This window comes from Peribacillus sp. NPDC055009 (genome assembly GCF_053608705.1).
Genome location: NZ_JBSGVZ010000026.1, coordinates 1 through 17493, shown reverse-complemented (window position 1 = coordinate 17493; position 17493 = coordinate 1). Strand labels below are relative to the sequence as shown.

Annotated in this window: 17 protein-coding genes, 1 pseudogene and 1 riboswitch; of the genes and pseudogenes, 15 read left to right on the top strand and 3 right to left on the bottom strand. The window is 38.4% G+C overall.

Features of this window, described 5'->3' with window-relative positions; translation table 11 throughout:
* The first annotated feature begins 103 nt into the window (after positions 1-103).
* The 5 genes from ACWF5P_RS24750 (at position 104) to ACWF5P_RS24730 (ending at position 3189) form a co-directional block, all read left to right on the top strand.
* Entirely contained in the window at positions 104-811 is a 708-nt protein-coding gene (locus ACWF5P_RS24750) for an amino acid ABC transporter permease (RefSeq protein WP_101221854.1), read from the top strand.
* Between the two features lie 12 nt (positions 812-823).
* The gene (locus tag ACWF5P_RS24745) at positions 824-1537 is read left to right on the top strand and encodes an ABC transporter permease subunit (protein ID WP_434169426.1); all 714 of its coding nucleotides are present in this window, start codon (positions 824-826) and stop codon (positions 1535-1537) included.
* Positions 1538-1557: 20 nt separating this feature from the next.
* Entirely contained in the window at positions 1558-2313 is a 756-nt protein-coding gene (locus ACWF5P_RS24740) for an amino acid ABC transporter ATP-binding protein (RefSeq protein ID WP_452445401.1), read from the top strand.
* A 340-nt stretch (positions 2314-2653) separates the two neighbouring features.
* Positions 2654-2923 (top strand): SF0329 family protein, encoded by a 270-nt coding sequence (locus ACWF5P_RS24735; protein ID WP_452445419.1) that lies wholly within the window; start codon positions 2654-2656, stop codon positions 2921-2923.
* Between the two features lie 119 nt (positions 2924-3042).
* Positions 3043-3189 (top strand): hypothetical protein, encoded by a 147-nt coding sequence (locus ACWF5P_RS24730; RefSeq protein WP_452445418.1) that lies wholly within the window; start codon positions 3043-3045, stop codon positions 3187-3189.
* 238 nt (positions 3190-3427) lie between these two features.
* On the opposite strand, the gene ACWF5P_RS24725 is transcribed toward ACWF5P_RS24730, so the two are convergent.
* A complete protein-coding gene (locus ACWF5P_RS24725; RefSeq protein ID WP_452445400.1) occupies positions 3428-4330 on the bottom strand; it encodes a LysR family transcriptional regulator in 903 nt (300 codons plus the stop codon).
* A gap of 123 nt (positions 4331-4453) precedes the next feature.
* Here ACWF5P_RS24725 and hutG point away from each other — a divergent pair, with 123 nt between their 5' ends.
* From hutG to ACWF5P_RS24705, 4 genes are all read left to right on the top strand, one after another.
* Positions 4454-5410: a formimidoylglutamase gene (gene hutG, locus ACWF5P_RS24720; protein WP_452445399.1), complete on the top strand. Its 957-nt coding sequence runs from the start codon at positions 4454-4456 to the stop codon at positions 5408-5410.
* 283 nt (positions 5411-5693) lie between these two features.
* Positions 5694-5849 carry a hypothetical protein gene (locus ACWF5P_RS24715; protein WP_153246094.1) on the top strand — a complete coding sequence of 52 codons (156 nt, stop codon included), beginning with the start codon at positions 5694-5696 and terminating at the stop codon, positions 5847-5849.
* A 60-nt stretch (positions 5850-5909) separates the two neighbouring features.
* Complete coding sequence (locus ACWF5P_RS24710; RefSeq protein WP_402942378.1) at positions 5910-6581, top strand: SOS response-associated peptidase; 672 nt, start codon at positions 5910-5912, stop codon at positions 6579-6581.
* A gap of 278 nt (positions 6582-6859) precedes the next feature.
* A riboswitch (SAM riboswitch) is annotated at positions 6860-6967 on the top strand.
* 190 nt (positions 6968-7157) lie between these two features.
* Entirely contained in the window at positions 7158-8465 is a 1308-nt protein-coding gene (locus ACWF5P_RS24705) for a Na+/H+ antiporter NhaC family protein (protein ID WP_452445398.1), read from the top strand.
* 331 nt (positions 8466-8796) lie between these two features.
* On the opposite strand, the gene ACWF5P_RS24700 is transcribed toward ACWF5P_RS24705, so the two are convergent.
* Entirely contained in the window at positions 8797-9342 is a 546-nt protein-coding gene (locus tag ACWF5P_RS24700) for a chromate transporter (RefSeq protein ID WP_452445397.1), read from the bottom strand.
* A gap of 48 nt (positions 9343-9390) precedes the next feature.
* Positions 9391-10020: a chromate transporter gene (locus tag ACWF5P_RS24695; RefSeq protein WP_452445396.1), complete on the bottom strand. Its 630-nt coding sequence runs from the start codon at positions 10018-10020 to the stop codon at positions 9391-9393.
* A gap of 244 nt (positions 10021-10264) precedes the next feature.
* Here ACWF5P_RS24695 and ACWF5P_RS24690 point away from each other — a divergent pair, with 244 nt between their 5' ends.
* The 6 genes and pseudogenes from ACWF5P_RS24690 (at position 10265) to ACWF5P_RS24665 (ending at position 17423) form a co-directional block, all read left to right on the top strand.
* Entirely contained in the window at positions 10265-11143 is an 879-nt protein-coding gene (locus ACWF5P_RS24690; protein ID WP_452445395.1) for a LysR family transcriptional regulator, read from the top strand.
* A gap of 233 nt (positions 11144-11376) precedes the next feature.
* Positions 11377-11792, top strand: a pseudogene (locus ACWF5P_RS24685) (transposase); the annotation flags it as partial.
* A gap of 306 nt (positions 11793-12098) precedes the next feature.
* The gene (locus tag ACWF5P_RS24680) at positions 12099-12584 is read left to right on the top strand and encodes a DUF2975 domain-containing protein (protein ID WP_098372987.1); all 486 of its coding nucleotides are present in this window, start codon (positions 12099-12101) and stop codon (positions 12582-12584) included.
* Between the two features lie 352 nt (positions 12585-12936).
* Positions 12937-14928, top strand: a complete 1992-nt coding sequence (locus ACWF5P_RS24675) for an alkyl sulfatase dimerization domain-containing protein (protein ID WP_434169433.1) — start codon at positions 12937-12939, stop codon at positions 14926-14928.
* Between the two features lie 233 nt (positions 14929-15161).
* Positions 15162-16400, top strand: a complete 1239-nt coding sequence (locus ACWF5P_RS24670) for an MFS transporter (RefSeq protein WP_434169434.1) — start codon at positions 15162-15164, stop codon at positions 16398-16400.
* A gap of 117 nt (positions 16401-16517) precedes the next feature.
* Entirely contained in the window at positions 16518-17423 is a 906-nt protein-coding gene (locus tag ACWF5P_RS24665) for a LysR family transcriptional regulator (RefSeq protein ID WP_452445394.1), read from the top strand.
* Positions 17424-17493 lie beyond the last annotated feature (70 nt).

Here is a 17493-nt window from a genome sequence, read left to right as displayed (position 1 = left end):
ACTCTGGTATTTTAAGAGATGGCAAGTTTCTAGGTACTGGCCTTCAATAGAATGATTGGATTTGAAAATTCGAATCTTCAATGAAAGCAGATGGAGGTGAAACATGGAAAAATACTTTGATTTAGCTTACATAGTAGAGTCGGTACCAATGTTAGTTCCCTTTCTAAAAGTAACATTAATCGTTACGGGTCTATCGGTCTTGTTCGGGACAATCATAGGTTTCATCTTAGCAGTCATGAAACTTGGAAATAGTAAAATCGCCAGGAAAATTGCCTATGGATATACAACGGTATTGAGATGTACGCCCTCTATAGTTCTGCTTTTTTTGACTTATTATGGTATACCTGCAATTGCAGGGAAATTTGGCATAAATCTTAATGATATTGATAAAGCAGTATTTGTAGTCATAACCTTTTCGCTTCAATTTGCGGCTGCGATGTCAGAAGTGATCAGAACATCGCTTGAATCTATTGATAGAGGGCAATTTGAAGCGGCAGTAAGCGTTGGATTAAGCAATACGCAAGCTTACCGGAGAATTATTTTACCCCAGGCTTTCGTAGTCGCCTTACCAAACTTCGGTAACAGCTTACTTGAATTAATGAAAGAAGGGTCTTTAGCATATACAATCGGCTTGATAGATATCATGGGGAAGGCAGAGCTTATAATCGCCGGGAACTATAACACACATGCATTAGAAATTTATCTTGCATTGGCGGTTATTTACTGGACATTGTCGATTGCCATTGAACAACTGTTCTTAAGATTGGAAAAGGCATTCAGTAAAGGAAAACAAGTGATAACAACTGCATAGAGGGGTGACAGAATGTCAGAAGGTCTGGATTATAGGTTTTTAGTGGAAACCTTTTTTGTAGCGTTATCGGGGGTGCCGACCGCATTATTCATTACAATTGTTGCTTTGATTATTGCCTTGCCATTAGGGTTTTTACTTGCTTTATCAAGAATTAATCAAATCCCGGTATTGAATCGCTTAACACAGATATACGTTTCATTTGTCAGAGGAACGCCCGTCATTATCCAAATTTTCATTATATATAGCAGTGTGCCATTAATGCTGACTTCTATATTTGAAAAGTATGCTGTCGAAATGAATGTATACGATGTAAATCCGATATGGTACGCATTCATTGTTTTCTCGTTGAATACGACAGCTATTCTCACAGAGGTGTTTCGTTCGGCAATTAGCACAGTGAGCAAGGGGCAACTTGAAGCTTCATATGCTGTCGGATTAACAACTGTGCAAGCATTTAGAAGAATTATCATTCCACAGACATTGGTAGTGGCATTACCGAATATATGTACAGCAACAGTCAATCTGATTAAAGCGACATCATTAGGTTATGCTTTGTCATTGCAGGAAATCACTTTAAAAGCCAAGGTAGCTGCCAATGTTGGCTACAATTATGTTGAAGCATATATTGATATCTTTCTTGTTTACCTAATTTTATGTAGTTTGGTGGAATACTTGTTTAAAAGGTATGAAAAACGAGTAAGCAGGTTTAAAGCCGTGAGTATCTGAAATGAGGAGGTGTGGCCTAAATGCTAGAGATTAAAAATATTCATAAATCATTCGGTGAGAATGAGATTTTAAAAGGTGTGGATTTAAATATAGACAAGGGGGATGTGGTGGTAATTCTGGGTCCAAGTGGTTCAGGTAAGACAACTTTACTCCGCTGCATTAACTTTCTTGAAAAAGCAGATCAAGGACATGCCGTTTTTGGTGATATTGATGTAAGTCTTAAAACGGCATCTAAAAAAGTGATTCATGGAATAAGGCAGAAGATAGCCTTTGTTTTTCAAAATTATAATCTTTTCACTAATAAAACGGCATTGGAAAATGTGACGGAAGGACTGGTTATTGGAAGGAAGATTGCGAAAGCAGAAGCATATGAGATTGGTAAAAAAGCATTGGATAAAGTAGGCTTGTCGGAAAAATATGGTGCTTACCCTAGTGAACTCTCAGGCGGGCAGCAGCAAAGGGTGGGCATTGCGAGAGCGGTTGCTTTAAACCCTGACATAATTTTATTTGACGAACCAACTTCGGCATTGGACCCGGAATTGGTCGGTGAAGTACTGACGGTGATGAAGCAAATTGCCAAAGAAGGAACTACGATGTTAGTTGTCACGCATGAAATGTCTTTTGCAAAGGATGTTGCAAACAGAGTGATTTTTATGGATGCAGGTGTCATAGTGGAAGAGGGATCGCCTAAAGAAATTTTTGTGAATCCAAAAGAAGAAAGAACGAAGAGGTTCTTAAAAAGAGTCTTGCCGGAGGATTATCTTTTTTATATTTAGGTTATGGTCACTTTCTCTTTTGATATGTGATTGAAACAAACGAATGAAAATAACGTTTGTTAGAGGGATTCAGAATGACGTTAAGTGAATTGATAGTAAAAATTCAAAAATTGAATTAAGCAAAAATACATCGGTTGAAAGAGTTCTTTATCCATTTACTTGCATCATCATTTTCTGCAAGTGAACAAGCATTTCAAGAAGTGACCGAACGCAAAAATAAAGATGGCTAAACTTGTGTAGATTTTGACTCTTTATACATATACCTCTACAGCTCATTAACAAGCAGAATAGAATAAGGAAAGAAATATACTTTTGTGGAAATTGAAAACTGTAAAGGAGAATAAAAACTTGCAATCAACAATGGAGTAAAGTAAAGAAAAAGTTAGAGAGTTTTATCTGTGACTCTCTAAAAAATAGAGTTCAGTTTACTGTTACGAATTATCGAAAGGCTCACGACCGATTAGGACGAGCTGTTATTACTGTTGATAAAAAGGAAATCCTAAATATGTGTACGATAACATCTGATAGAGAAATGTTCAGAAAAGAAAATGAAATAAGAAATGCCAAAAGTATTGAATACGATGTCTATAATGGAAATCAGAACTATTAGATAGGGATACAAGCACATGAAATGATTAAAGCAGAGGGGATTTTTGCACAGTATGACTTTTTAATGCGGTGGAAGAATATTTTAATTTACCAATAGAAATTTCCTTAAAATCAGATGATATGATTATAAAGATTTTTTCTGAGATAGATAGAAGAGTTGGGATGCGTACGTTACAGGGTCTTAAAAAATCTATCCTAAATGAAAAGGAAATTATCCAGTATTTTTATAACTTGCGATGTGAAGCAGAGGGAATAAGAACTTCCTAAAAAGCGCTATAATGAATTTTTATTGAACAAGTATTTTACTTGGCGTGGAAGTGTCAGCTTTAGGACGTTATTAATTAGTGAGGAAAAACAATATGGATGGATAATGAAAACACATGAACCTCCTGCAAATATGAGCGGGAAACCTAGCTCATTGGCAGGAAGTCTAAAGTGTTTTCTTTATATAAAGTGAATCACAATGAGCTAGGGTGTCTTTTCCATTAAATTAGAGAATCAGCATTTAGGCATCGTTCCTAACATCCCACTTAAAAAAGCTATGTATCTCCTCTACTAACTTACATACTGCAGGAGACAGATATCGATCTTTCAAATAGGCCAGGTAAACAGTCCTTTCCAAAAAATTCGAATCAATCGCACGAATTGCAGTATTGGGGGATACAGCGGATTTTATATAGCACTCCGGTAAAATTGTAACCCCAAGCCCTTCTTCCACCAAACTGCAAGCCGTTTCAAGCCTTTCTATTTCGTATAGGATATTTGGAATTGCATTTTCACCCTTAAATGCTCTTAAGATATCATCTCTTGTTTGAAATCCAGTTGTACTGATGATCAATTCTTTCTTTGCAATGTCTTGGAAAGTGATGGACTCTTTTTCATTTAACTCGTCATCTTTATGGATCAAAAGCATGAATTTTTCATTATAAAGGGGAGTGGACAGAATTTCATCGTTTTTGATGGGCTGGTTCGTGATGGTGAAATGAACATTATACCGATTTAACGAATCGAAAACTTTCTCTTCCCCTAATATTTCCCTTACTATTATATGAATATTAGGATAATTGATTTTAAAATTCCTGATTATCTTCGGAAACCAAAATTTGAATGATTCTATGGAACCTATAGATACTGTTCCGCTTCCAACATCCTTCATTTCCTTAAGCTCCACTTGCAAATTATCGAATCTTCTTAACAGGTCAACAGATCTCGTATAAAAAAGACCCCCTGCTTCCGTAAGCTCAAGACCCCTTGTATTACGTTCCAAAAGCTGTAAACTAACTTCATTTTCTAATTTCATTATGGCATTACTTAGGGAAGGTTGTGATATATGCAGCATTTTTGCCGCTTTTGAGAAATTCTTTTCCTGGACGGTGGTAGTGAAATACCGAAGTTGACGAAGATCCATTTATGCTCCTTTCTATAGCTTTAAACTATAGATATATTGAATTTTTGTATTGGTAATTATATATTATCTCATCTATAATTTTTAAAAAAGATATTTCGGAATTTTTTAAATAAAGGAGAAATTATGTATACTAATCCGACTTCAAAATATTGGAATGGAAGAATTGATTCCCAATCTGACATGGACAGCTTCAGATACCACCAAAGAGTACGGTTGGCTCCGATATCGGAATTAGCCATCTCTTCCAATGCATCAAAGACCTTTGGGTTGATTGGCTTCAAATGTGATGAAGGCGTCAGAAGGAATAAAGGCAGGATTGGTGCTGCAGAGGGTCCTGATCATATTAGGCAATACTTGGCGAAATTACCCTGTCATTTACCGTCCCAAACCGAGCTGGTGGATGCTGGCGATGTAATATGTGAAAGTACGGAAATGGAGGCCGCCCAATTCGAACTGGGATCGGCTGTTGACCGGATATTGGAGACTAAAGCGATTCCTATCATACTTGGGGGAGGGCACGAAACCCTGTATGGCCATTATCTTGGGATTAGGAAATCCGTTGGACCAAAAGCTAGATTGGGGATCATTAATATTGACGCGCACTTTGATATGAGGCCCTATGAAAAAGAAAGTTCATCAGGAACGATGTTTAAGCAGATTTTGGAAGAAGACCAAAGTTGTGGATATTTATGTGTCGGAATTCAAAAGCAGGGGAATACAAAGGCACTGTTTGAAACCGCTGAGAGGAGTAAGGTAGACTACATATTGGAAGAAGATTTGTCATTGAACGAAATGGATGAAACAAAGCGGCGGATAAATGAATTCGTTAATAAAAATGACTACATTATGCTTACATTATGTACGGACGTCATTGATTCAGCATACGCACCTGGGGTGAGTGCTCCATCGCCGTTTGGACTGAATCCGAAATTGGTACGTGCGATTATTAGGCATATCGTATCGAATGAAAAAATCCTCTCCTTTGACATTTCGGAAGTGAATCCTTCGTTGGACGAAAATAATAAAACCGTAACATTGGCAGCACATTTAATAAATGAAGTTTTGCTGCATTTTAAATAATGAATGGATATGGAAGAGGGGCAATTCCAATTTGGTCCTTCCAGCTTTCCTCAATGTTATCTCCATGCTCAATTATAAGTATTGAAACTAAGTCCTTTGGCTGCACCCAGGCTGTCCGTGAATCATTCATGGACAGTCTTTTTTACGCCTCCTTTACACGCGTTAATGGTCGGGGCCATTGCTTGACTCCCCGTTATAGGATTAACCATGGCTCTACCAAAGTTCACTACTGATACTTGTGGGTTTTTGGTTTATAATAACAACCATCTAGGGGGGATTTTTTATGAATGAATATAAAGTGACGGTCAGGAATGGCAGTACCTTGATCTTGTCGGAAATCATTAAAGCTGAAGATGAAAGAGAAGTCCTTGGAACTCTTTTGATTTCCAGCGAATTATTTAATCAACCATTTACCGACATCAGGATTTTAGAACGCTGATTTGTGCCTGTCCGTTCGATTTGTTACACTGTAATAAATTCTAATACGGTAGGCGATAGTATGTGTGGACGTTTTACCCTTTTCACTGACATTGAAGAAATAAAAGATCGGTTTGATATTCAAGGATCGTTTGATGGGGAATACCAATTCAGCTACAATATTGCTCCCTCCCAATCCGTTCTCTCCGTCATTAATGACGGGGCAAGGAATCGACTTGGATATCTTCGGTGGGGACTCATTCCTTTCTGGGCAAAAGACGAAAAAGTGGGCTACAAAATGATCAATGCCAGAGCGGAAACCATTGCTGAGAAAGCAAGCTTCAGGAATGCGTATAAGAAGAAGAGATGCTTGATAATCGCTGACTCTTTTTATGAATGGAAGAAGACACCGGAAAGAAAAATACCGATGCGAATAAAACTGAAGAATCATGCTCCATTTGGAATGGCGGGTATCTGGGAATCCTGGAAATCTCCTGAAGGCATCAGCGTCTATTCATGCTCCGTTATAACAACCGTTCCTAATGAGCTAATGACCAGCATTCATGATCGTATGCCTGTCATCCTTAAACCAGAAGATGAAAAAGAATGGTTGAGTCCAACAAATAATGATCCTGCATATCTGCAGCAGTATTTAAAGTCATTCGATTCGGAACAGATGGAAGCCTTTGAGGTATCGACTGATGTGAATTCGACCAAAAATAATTCATCTAACCTAATACAACAAATTTGCTGAGAGGTCATAAGACCTCTTTTTTATATGAATTCCGTCCCGATAAATGAAAAAAACTGATTAACCGCACATGTCAAGATTTCTTTATAAATAGTAAAGAGTGCATGTAAAATACTTTAAAATTAACCCTTGCGAAAATAGACAAAATGCTGTACTGTTATATTTGCTTTTCAAAAAGACTTTCGATGTCACTTTCACAAACTCAGATGGTTTCAGCAAGTTTCCAGTGTGGTACTTTTCTGGAAGGCATCGTAATATTTGATAAATTATATAATGTAATCTTCTTATCAAGAGAGACGGAGGGACTGGCCCGAAGATGTCTCGGCAGCGGACTTAAATGGAGTGCTGTGCCAAATCCAGCAGGCTGATTTTTGCCTGAAAGATAAGGAGGGTGTTTTTTATAAATTAAAAGACCTCTTCTTGTTGTTAAATAGAAGGGGTCTTTTTTATGCCAGTTTTTTTGCTATATCTCCAAGACTAGATAATCAGGTAGGTTCAAATTGGAGTTATTTGCGAAAGCTGTTAATAGAATAAGAGCTGTGACACATGTCACGGGAAAAATAAAAAGAGGTGTACATCATGAGTGCAAACAATAAAGGGAATCCATGGGCATTGATCCCATTTGTCGTATTTTTAATTTTATTTATAGGGTCCGGAATCATCACTAAAGATTTTTATTCATTTCCGGTGATTGTTGCAATTTCAATTGCTTCGGCAGCTGCATTGGCAATGAATCCGAAAGAGACATTCAATCATAAGGTTGATATCTTCTGTAAAGGTGCCGGGGACGCCAATATTATGTTAATGGTTATCATTTTCCTTTTAGCTGGCGCTTTTGCCGAAGTTGCCAATGGCATGGGAGCAGTTGAATCGACAGTGAATCTTGCCTTAGCTGTTTTTCCGCAAAATCTATTAATGGTAGGGATATTCATTATTGCTTGTTTTATTTCTTTATCCATGGGGACAAGCATGGGAACGATTGTTGCATTGGCACCTATAGGGGTCGGGATTAGTGAGCAAACAGATATTTCGCTTGCCCTATCAATGGCGGCCGTTATTGGTGGTGCGATGTTTGGGGATAACCTTTCCTTCATTTCAGATACGACAATCGCTGCAGTTCGAACTCAGGGAACGAAAATGAAGGATAAGTTTAAAGTGAATTTTTTCATCGTTTTACCTGCGGCCATCATCACATGTGCAATCCTTGGAATTTTAACAATGGGTGAACAAGCTGACATCTCCCAACATTCTTATAATTGGGTGAAGATTCTTCCATATCTTTGCGTATTGATCACTGCATTGGCAGGAGTCAATGTGTTCCTGGTCCTTTCCATCGGAATCGTATTTGCCGGAATTATCGGCTTGGCTGATGGAAGTTATAAACCGTTGGGTGTCATTCAAAAAGTTGGAGAAGGAATGGCGGGAATGTATGAAATCTCCTTCCTTGCCATTTTAATTGCAGGTATGGTAGCTGTTATCAAACATAATGGTGGCATCGATTATCTACTCCATCTAGTGACCCGAAATAGCAAATCAAAAAAAGGGGCGGAATTCAGCATTGCAGGGCTTGTTGGTTTGACAAACCTTTCAACGGCAAATAACACGATTTCGATTATCATTGCCGGGCCACTTGCCAAAAATATCGCTGAAAAGTATGGGATTGATCCGCGTAAATCAGCGAGCTTGCTTGACATATTTGCATGTTGTATCCAAGGGTTGATACCATATGGAGCACAACTGCTTGTTGCAGCAGGGGTAGCAAAGATTTCTCCGATAAGCATCTTGCAGTATTCATATTACCCAATACTAATTGGATTTTGTGGCGTCATTGCCATCTTGATTGGTTTTCCACGGTTTCAGCCGGGAAATGATGGATCGAAGAACTAAAAGTTAAAACAAAGTTGATTGGAGCGGGTGTGCGAGACTCCTGCGGGAAAAGCGAGTCCAGGGGAGACCCCGCAGGCGCAAAGGCTCCCGGACCGCCCGCGGAAAGCGAGTGCCTGGAGGGGAAATCAACGTTCAAATTGTACAAACCCCTAAAATTTCATCGAGTTTGTCTGCAGTCTGAACACCCTGAATCATTGGATACAGGGTGTTTTTTGTATGGTAAATACATAAACATAATCAAGTTTTCTCCCATTCATATAGTATCAATCATTCTTCAATTTTTCTGCTTAATTCCGGTCCAAATTAATGATGGTTGTGTGTGCGACACCTGTCATGAATAGAGGACAACACCAACTAAACCGGAAAGGATAATTACATAGGCTGGGTGCCAGCGTAATTTCATTAGGGCAAATAACGATAATCCAAAAACGAGTAATAAGCTTATCGCATGCCAAGAAAAGTTCAGCGCTATCATATTATTGGAAAGTGCAAAGCTGATTGCTGCAAAGAGGATTAAACCAGTGACAATGGGTCTTAGTCCATAGAACATGGATTGAATAACTGGGTAATGATTCAATTTGCTGAAGAAGGTGGCTATAACGGTTACGAATATAATAGCAGGAAGTAAGATTCCGAAAGCAGATGAAATGGCCCCTGCAAATCCAGCAGTAGAATAGCCAACAAGAATGGCACTATTGGCAGTGACAGGGCCTGGGGACATACCGGAAATCGCGATGATATCAGTAAATTGCTGCGTCGTCATCCATCCATGCTGTGAGACTTCCGATTCTATTACGGGAATCATGGCGTATCCGCCTCCAAACGATACAAAGCCGATAATAAAGAAGGTGCTAAACAACTCCCACAATTCCATCATTCCATCACACACTTTCTTGAAAATTAGTTAGACCCTTTTTTGATATACCTATATGCCAGCACCCATGAAAGGTTCGAAATCATTTTCTTCATTTCCTATATCTTTTCTGTCCAACTTGACATCGTAACCTAATTTTCTCTTAATGGAGATGGTCACAATACCAGCAAAAGCTCCTGCTAATATAACCATCACAGGGTGCAGAAAGAAAAGGACTGGAATTCCTACTATTAAAATGCAGAAAGTTGTTTTGTCTACAATAGCCGTTTTTCCTATCTTGATAGCCGCATAGGCGATGATGGCTACTATGGAAGCTCTGATCGATATGAATGCGGATTCTACCTTCGGATTATCCTGAATGAAAAAATACAAAATGCCTAGGAGCAGAACAATTAAAAAGGTAGGTAATGAAACACCAATCATGGCTGCCATTGCCCCCTTCATTCCGGCAATCCGATGGCCGATAAAGGTGGCGGAGTTAATGGCGACAGCTCCCGGTACGGACTGAGATAAAGCAAAAACATCCGTAACTTCTTCGCTTTTCATCCATTTTCTTTTTTCGACCACTTCTTTTTCGATTAAGGGGATCATCGCAAACCCGCCTCCGAATGTGACAGGTGCTATTTTAAAAAAGGTCCAAAATAATTGGAATAGAGTTTTCCATTGTCCTTTCATTGACATCAGTCACTTCCTTTGAATGCATTGTTAAATCTTATTATTAACATATCAAAGAAAAAGGGATGGGTAAATTGCAACAAAATCATCGGGTATAACAAAACGTTATACCCAGAAGATTTATCCGTTTTATGAAGAATGCCGCCAATAATTGAATAGCCTCAGAATGTATCACACTATTTTCATTTCACCATTTCCCTAATGATGCTATCATTTTAATAAACTATCTAAAAACATGGAGGTCGATTTCATGAAATTGGAAAATCTGAAAATGTTTTGTTTAGTGGTGGATGAAGGAAGTTTAAGCCAGGCGGCGAGGTTAAGTTTCCTATCTCAGCCCGCTGTAACACGGCAGATCCATCAACTGGAAAATTATTATAACACTTTGTTATTCGACCGTGAGGAAGGAAGGCTGAGAGTTACAGAAGCAGGAAAGCTGTTATACCCTTTTGCAAAAGCCATAGTAAATGACTTCAACCATTCAAAAGAAGTGATTCAGCAATCGACGGGGAAGTACAATGCAAATCTAATAGTTGGGGCTTCCTTGACTATCGGCGAGTATTTGTTGCCGAGCTTGCTTGGGAGATTTAAAAAACAGCAGCCAGAAATAAAAGTGACATTGACGATAAAAAATACCCCCCGGGTTCTGGAGGATCTTTCAAACGATGTCATTGATTTGGCCTTGGTGGAAGGACTTGTGGAAAACACCGATTTTATTGTAGACAAGTTCGCCGAAGACGAATTGATATTGGTATGTCCATCCGACCACCCATGGAAAGACAGAAAAGAAATTCAGCTAGAGGAATTGGGAAATGAAAGGATGATTTGGCGTGAATCCATTTCCGGAACACGGCTTATCGTAGAAAACATGCTAAGGGAGCATGGGGTTTTAGAAAAAATAGAAAGCTACATGGAGATTGGCAGTACACAAGCGATAAAAAGTGCGGTTGAAGCAGGACTTGGAATCAGCATTTTGCCAAGGTTGACAGTGGCCAGGGAATTGGAGCAAGGCTTTTTGCGGGAAGTGGATATTTCCAGAATAGATATGGCAAGAAATTTATGGCTAGTCAGGAAAAACAAGCGATTCAACAAAATAGGGGTGTCTAAATTTGTTGATTTTCTTCGATAAGGAATGAAAAGCTACCTTCGTTTACCATTACAATTTGGCAGCGTTTTCAGATTTGTGGGAAACGGTGTGGCCCCGGACACCCTGCCTTGCAAAAGTCATAGCAAATTGAATATACGGCATTGCGTATTCATTAAAGCTCTTCCCTATCGGGAGGGGCATTTTGTATTTGGTTCTTCAGCCTTCGGTTAGACAAACAAAGGGATTGTTATTTTTATATAGGCCATGTTAAATAAGTAAAGAAGCTCGCTGAAGCATTAACTGAAAGCGGTAAACAGGAACTTGTATATTTCTTGCAGTCTCGAACGAAACCGATGTCGGCTCCTATTCGTGCAATTGATGAAATCCAGGAACAAAAGCATAAAGCTGGTCTTGTCTGCCCACATTGCGACAGCCATTTTGTTGTGCGATTTGGTAAATTCGTTATCAAAACACGTGCTGGACAGGTGACAGCAGCGTTACCGCTGTAAAGCCTGCCATCAAACCTTTAACGACCTCACAAACACGCAATCTTCAACGTACCAGAAGACCTCATCTTTGGGTTCGGTTCATCGAATGAATGATGGAGGGCTATTCGTTGAGAAAATGTGCCGAGCAATTGGGTAATGAGGTGACGCATGTAACCTTGTTTTACTGGCAGCATAAAATTCTTTGGTTATCGAATAAGAAAAATATGTTGGTCAAATCGTGCCTATTTACTGTGACCGACACGAATACCAAACTTCGGCTCTCTGCTTAATCTTGTTAAGCTAACGGGCAGTTTTGTTGAACAAGTTGTAAATTTAACATTTTAAAGTAAGAGCATTTCTTTGTAATGAGAAGTGCTTTTTATTTTTGTCAAAATTAAAAGGATATTTAAATAACAATAATAATATAAATAAAAACAATATAAATTTACTGTAATACGATAAATAATATGCTAAAATCATGTTGTCATTAAATAAGTGAGGTGTTTTAAATGAATGTTAAACGAGGTTCAACCACTTTCTTAAAGGTAATTATTTTTCTGGCTGGAATTGCAGTGCTTGCTTTGTGTATCTGGTTGCCTGAGATAGCCGTTAGGGATGCAAGGGTACATCCAGATACGGCTTACTTCCTAATCCCCTTTTTAGTATGTGCATACGGATTCTGTATTGCGTTTTCTGTTGCGTTGTATCAAGCATATAAACTATTAACCTACATCGAAAAGAACAATGCTTTCTCTGAATTATCCCTTAAATCTTTGAAGATTATAAAGAAATGTGCTTTTACAGTCATTTTCCTCATTTTGTTAGGAATAGTAAGCTTAAGGGTGCTTGCTAAAGTTACAGGTAGTGATGATGCAGCGGGTCCTACATCATTATGTCTAATGGGTATTTTAGCAACAAGTATCATCGCAGCCATTGTGGACGCCCTTCAAAAGCCATTAAAAAATGCCCCAGATATAAAGTCAAAAAATGAATGATTAACGGATATGTAAGACTTTTGATTGTCAGCCAGGTGATTTTTGGAGTACAAAAGCGACGAAGATACTCAATAAAAACAGACACAACTAATTTATTTAACTACGGGGACGATAGCTCAATGAACCGCCTTTTCACCAAGGCGGTTTTTTTATGGTCAAATATCAACATTAGAATTTAACGTAGCCTTTATATAAATAAAATTGAAGTTACCATTAGAAATAGGAAATATACTTAAAGCCAAATTAATTATAAAATAAATTCATATTATCCTAAAATTTCTAAAAAAAGAGAAAGTTTACTGCTGCAACATTCGGAATAGATACATGATATCTACTTAGAAAGGGGTATGAAATGTCCAAAGTATCTTTTATTAAAGGAATTGTAACCGTTCCCATTGTTTTTGTTTTACTGGCAGGGTCTTCTGTTACAAAGGCTGCGTCAGATGAGCCGATGCCGGCGACAGATGCAACAATTTCAGCAAATAAGGCTTTTTATGAACAGTTGAATTTTAAAGATAAGGAAGATTTCAAGAATGCACACAAAGGATTCATTGCGCCTTTGAATATGAATCCAATTAAAAATTCAAAAGGTGACGTAGTTTGGGATAGTAATCGATATTCATTCATAAAAGAAGATCAGCCGGCAAGTCTTACTGTAAATCCAAGCTTGTGGCGGCAGGCTCAATTACAAAATATAACAGGCTTATTTAAAGTGGTAGATGGCGTTTATCAAGTTCGGGGCCAGGATTTATCAGTGCTTACCATTGTGGAAGGAAAAACAGGATTAATAGTTTTAGATACACTTTCTACAATTGAAACGGCAAAAGCAGCCATGGAGCTTTATTTTGAATATCGGCCCAAAAATCCAGTAAGTGCAATTGTTATTAGTCACAGTCATGCGGATCACTTTGGTGGTATGAAAGGCATTGCTCAATACGCTGAAAATCCAGCTAAGGTGCCGATTATTGTCCCGGCAGGTTTTAACGATGAAGCGTTAAGTGAAAACATTCTTTTAGGCAATATAATGTCTCGCCGTGCAGGTTATATGTTTGGAAATCTCTTACCCGCAAGTGAAAGGGGATTTGTTACTTCTGGTATTGGCCCAGGATTAAGTAACGGAACTTTTAGCTATTTACCTCCAACAATGGAAGTGAAGGATGATATTCAAACGGTGGAAATAGACGGAATTACATTTAAATTTTTATTGACGCCGGATTCGGAAGCTCCATCTGAAATGCATTATTATATCAATGATTACAAAACTTTAGTGGTAGCGGAAAACACCGGACACACGTTACATAATATTTATACATTAAGGGGAGCTAAAACCAGAGATACCCTAAAATGGGTGAAAGCACTTGATGAAACAGTTGATCTGTTTGGAAACGAAGATATAGATGCTATGGTTACGGCCCATACATGGCCCATATGGGGAAGGGACGATGTTCTGGAGCAGTTGGAAAGTCAGCGTGATTTGTACAAATATATTCATGACCAAACCATACGATTAGCTAATTTAGGACTTACACCCGATGAAATCGCGGAAGAGTTAAAGCTTCCTGAAAAGTTGGATAAAGTCTGGGCCAATCGGGGGTATTACGGAACATTGAAACACAACGTAAAAGCGGTGTACAACTTTTATTTAGGATATTTCAACGGTAATCCATCCGACTTGGATCCATTACCACAAGAGGAATCGGGCGCTAAATATGTACAGTATATGGGTGGGGAAAAGAAGGTCATTAAACAGGCAAAACTTGATTATAAAAGAGGGGAATATCGCTGGGTGGCTCAAGTCTTAAAGCATGTCGTCATGGCCAACCCGAAAAATACAGAAGCAAAAAATTTATTGGCTAAAGCTTATGAGCAATTAGGATACACAGCTGAATCTTCTGTGTGGCGTAATTTCTATCTTACCGGCGCAGACGAGTTAAGGAATGGTGTGTCAGACTCAAAGGGAAGTGGCGGAATGATGAATCTCGATACGCTGCTCAATATGCCAATGGATGATTTCCTGAAATTCTTGTCCATTAAATTAAACGGAATGAAAGCGGAAAATAAAAATATGACTTTCAATTTGACATTTACAGATTCGAAAACCAATTACACGATCGATCTGAATAATTCTGTATTGAACTTCAAAAAAGGGAAAATGGCGTCCAACCCTGATGCAGCATTAACATTAGATAGAATAACTTTCTATCAGATTGCTCTGGGACGTGAAGATTTATCCAAAATGGAAGCAGCCGGTAAAGTTGCCATTTCCGGTGATAAAAAACAGTTTGAAGATTTCCTGACTTTGCTGGATCAATTCCAACCTAAGGTTAATATCGTAACTCCGTGATAATCAAACACTTCATATTCTGAAACAAGGATGGATCGGTTACCCACGAGTCTACTTAGTAGTCTCGTGGGTTTGAATGTATTAATTAATCCTGAAGGCATCCTGTTTCGTTTTTAATTTTTTATAAAACGCTCCTAATAGTTACAGAACAAGTTTTGTAATTCGAAAGGAATTGTAAGCGCTTCCTGTGTGGCTGAGGTTTTGTGAAAATATAAAAAATGGAGTGATGGGGAATGCAGTTATATGCAAGTAAGAAACGAAAAATAATGATTAGCGGCCTTTTATTTGTTGGAATGATTTTAAGTTTTTTTGATCGCGTTGCCATAAATGTCGGGATTATCCCTATTGCAGATGAGTTTCATCTCAATACGTCCCAGACAGGTATTTTAATTAGTATATTTTTTGTTAGCTACTCACTCATGCAACCGCTTGGTGGATGGATGACCGATAAGTATGGCGCCAGGGTCATGGTTACTGTTTCTTTGTTTAGTTGGTCCTTGTTCACTGTAATGACTGGGTTTGCTTGGTCATTCATGTCTTTATTATTCATCCGTTTTCTGTTCGGGTTAGGTGAAGGGCCTTTCTATCCTGCCAGTATGTCCACTATAAGAGATAACTTCCCGGAAGAAGAACGGGGCAGGGCAAATTCGTTTTTCCTGTCTGCCCAAAATATTGGCGGGATATTAGGTACTGCACTTGCAGCTTCCATGGTGGTGGCATTCGGTTGGCGGGGCATGTTTACCATTTCCGGAATTCTAGGGATATTAGCTTCTTTCGGAATTTGGTTCATTCTAAAGCCTCAAGGAAATCAAGAGGTTAAAAAAGACAAACCGAAACAAAAAAAGGTTGCTCTGAAACTGTTATTTAAAATCGAAAATATTTGGAAACTCATAACATTCAAGTTTATATCAAATATTATCAACTATGGTCTGATCACTTGGATGCCTATATATTTGGTTAAAGAAAAAGGGGTGGATTTAATAGCCGCAGGAGGTTTATTGGCAATCCCTTATATTTTTGGTTTCTTGATGTTTAATGTAAGCGGGTGGCTTCTGGATAAGCATATGGCTAACCGGGAGAAGTATCTTGCCGCTGCAGGCGCTTTATTATCGGCAATTTTTCTCTTTCTAATGTCTAACGCCACGTCTATAGCACTTATCATCACTTATCTCACTCTCAACTCCGTAGCACTGTCTTTCTTTGGAACGGTTCTTTATACGATCATCATAAAATACTCACCAAAGGAACTAACGGGCTCTGCCTCCGGACTCGTAACTTTTGCCGGTCAAATTGCAGGTGCGGTTTCTCCTTTAGCCCTCGGTTTGATTATCAGTTTGTTTAATGACTCCTATAATGCCGCTTTCCTGTTTTTGGTGATAATAGCGTTATTGGGAACGATTGTTGCCGTATCTATTAAAAATAATCAGGCAAAACCAGCTAAAGAATACGAAAAAACAACTACAATTATATAAAACTAGCTTCTGCTTTTGAGGCGACAGTTTGAAGTGTCCTGAATCCACTTCTCTAAAATTGAAAGGGCTTTCTGTTCGAGGTATGATATTAGTAATAGGCTAGAAGGAGAATGAATCATGAATATTGAACAATTGGAATATATCATCAAGGTAGCCGAGGTTAACTCGATTTCCACGGCTTCAGAAAGCCTCCATATCTCCCAATCTGGAATCAGTATGGCCATTACGAGTTTGGAGAAGGAATTAGGTATAAAAATCTTCAAGCGGTCAAGGTTAGGAACCATACCTACAGAAGACGGAAAGGAAATCATCCAGAAAGCTCTTGAAGTATTAAACAAATTGGAAGAAATAAGAGACAGTGCTCAAATACATTCAGATACGATGGAAAAAGAGTTACGCCTATCATCAACACAAGGTTTATTTCTAACGGTTTTGCCTAAATCCTTGGCCTTATTTAAGAAGAAGTATCCCGAGGTGAAAATTGTCATTGAAGAAAAAGGGGGACAGGAGATAACCGAAGAAGTACTGAATGGTAAGATAGACTTCGGGCTATTGAATATCCCAAAGGTTAAACCAAAAGAAATTGAGTTGGAATTCCAACCCTTGATGGAAGCTAAAGTGATTGTGATGGTCAGTAAGAACTCCCCTTTAGTGAACCGTAAAAGCATAACCCCAAAAGAGCTAATGGACCAAAATTTGGTCATTTACAATGGACCAAGAATGAAGTCGTTCATTAAAGGTTTTTTTGATCATTACGGTGAGATGAATATATTGTTTTTCACAAATAATACAGAGATCATCAAAAAAACCGTCGCTGAAGGATTAGCGATTGCCTTTTCTTATGATATTGGAGTTAACAGCGACCCCTATTTCCTAAGCGGGGAACTTGTGGCCATTCCTTTGGTGGAGCTGGAAAATAATACAATGGAATTCGGTTACGTTCGCTCTAAGAAGCAGTATTTTTCAAAAGCTGCCAGGGAGTTTATTAAATGTCTCGATTTCTATACTACTCTTAAATATTAGTTTCCTATGATGATAGGGAACTAATATTTTTTTATTTACATCAATATTTTTTATATTTATATCATATATC

Bases quoted from the DNA above. Each gene is read 5' to 3' on its own strand.
- ACWF5P_RS24750 (WP_101221854.1), top strand. From the start codon at position 104: ATGGAAAAATACTTTGATTTAGCTTACATAGTAGAGTCGGTACCAATG.
- ACWF5P_RS24745 (WP_434169426.1), top strand. From the start codon at position 824: ATGTCAGAAGGTCTGGATTATAGGTTTTTAGTGGAAACCTTTTTTGTA.
- ACWF5P_RS24740 (WP_452445401.1), top strand. From the start codon at position 1,558: ATGCTAGAGATTAAAAATATTCATAAATCATTCGGTGAGAATGAGATT.
- ACWF5P_RS24730 (WP_452445418.1), top strand. From the start codon at position 3,043: ATGATTATAAAGATTTTTTCTGAGATAGATAGAAGAGTTGGGATGCGT.
- ACWF5P_RS24725 (WP_452445400.1), bottom strand. From the start codon at position 4,330: ATGGATCTTCGTCAACTTCGGTATTTCACTACCACCGTCCAGGAAAAG.
- hutG (WP_452445399.1), top strand. From the start codon at position 4,454: ATGTATACTAATCCGACTTCAAAATATTGGAATGGAAGAATTGATTCC.
- ACWF5P_RS24715 (WP_153246094.1), top strand. From the start codon at position 5,694: ATGAATGAATATAAAGTGACGGTCAGGAATGGCAGTACCTTGATCTTG.
- ACWF5P_RS24710 (WP_402942378.1), top strand. From the start codon at position 5,910: ATGTGTGGACGTTTTACCCTTTTCACTGACATTGAAGAAATAAAAGAT.
- ACWF5P_RS24705 (WP_452445398.1), top strand. From the start codon at position 7,158: ATGAGTGCAAACAATAAAGGGAATCCATGGGCATTGATCCCATTTGTC.
- ACWF5P_RS24700 (WP_452445397.1), bottom strand. From the start codon at position 9,342: ATGATGGAATTGTGGGAGTTGTTTAGCACCTTCTTTATTATCGGCTTT.
- ACWF5P_RS24695 (WP_452445396.1), bottom strand. From the start codon at position 10,020: ATGTCAATGAAAGGACAATGGAAAACTCTATTCCAATTATTTTGGACC.
- ACWF5P_RS24690 (WP_452445395.1), top strand. From the start codon at position 10,265: ATGAAATTGGAAAATCTGAAAATGTTTTGTTTAGTGGTGGATGAAGGA.
- ACWF5P_RS24680 (WP_098372987.1), top strand. From the start codon at position 12,099: ATGAATGTTAAACGAGGTTCAACCACTTTCTTAAAGGTAATTATTTTT.
- ACWF5P_RS24675 (WP_434169433.1), top strand. From the start codon at position 12,937: ATGTCCAAAGTATCTTTTATTAAAGGAATTGTAACCGTTCCCATTGTT.
- ACWF5P_RS24670 (WP_434169434.1), top strand. From the start codon at position 15,162: ATGCAGTTATATGCAAGTAAGAAACGAAAAATAATGATTAGCGGCCTT.
- ACWF5P_RS24665 (WP_452445394.1), top strand. From the start codon at position 16,518: ATGAATATTGAACAATTGGAATATATCATCAAGGTAGCCGAGGTTAAC.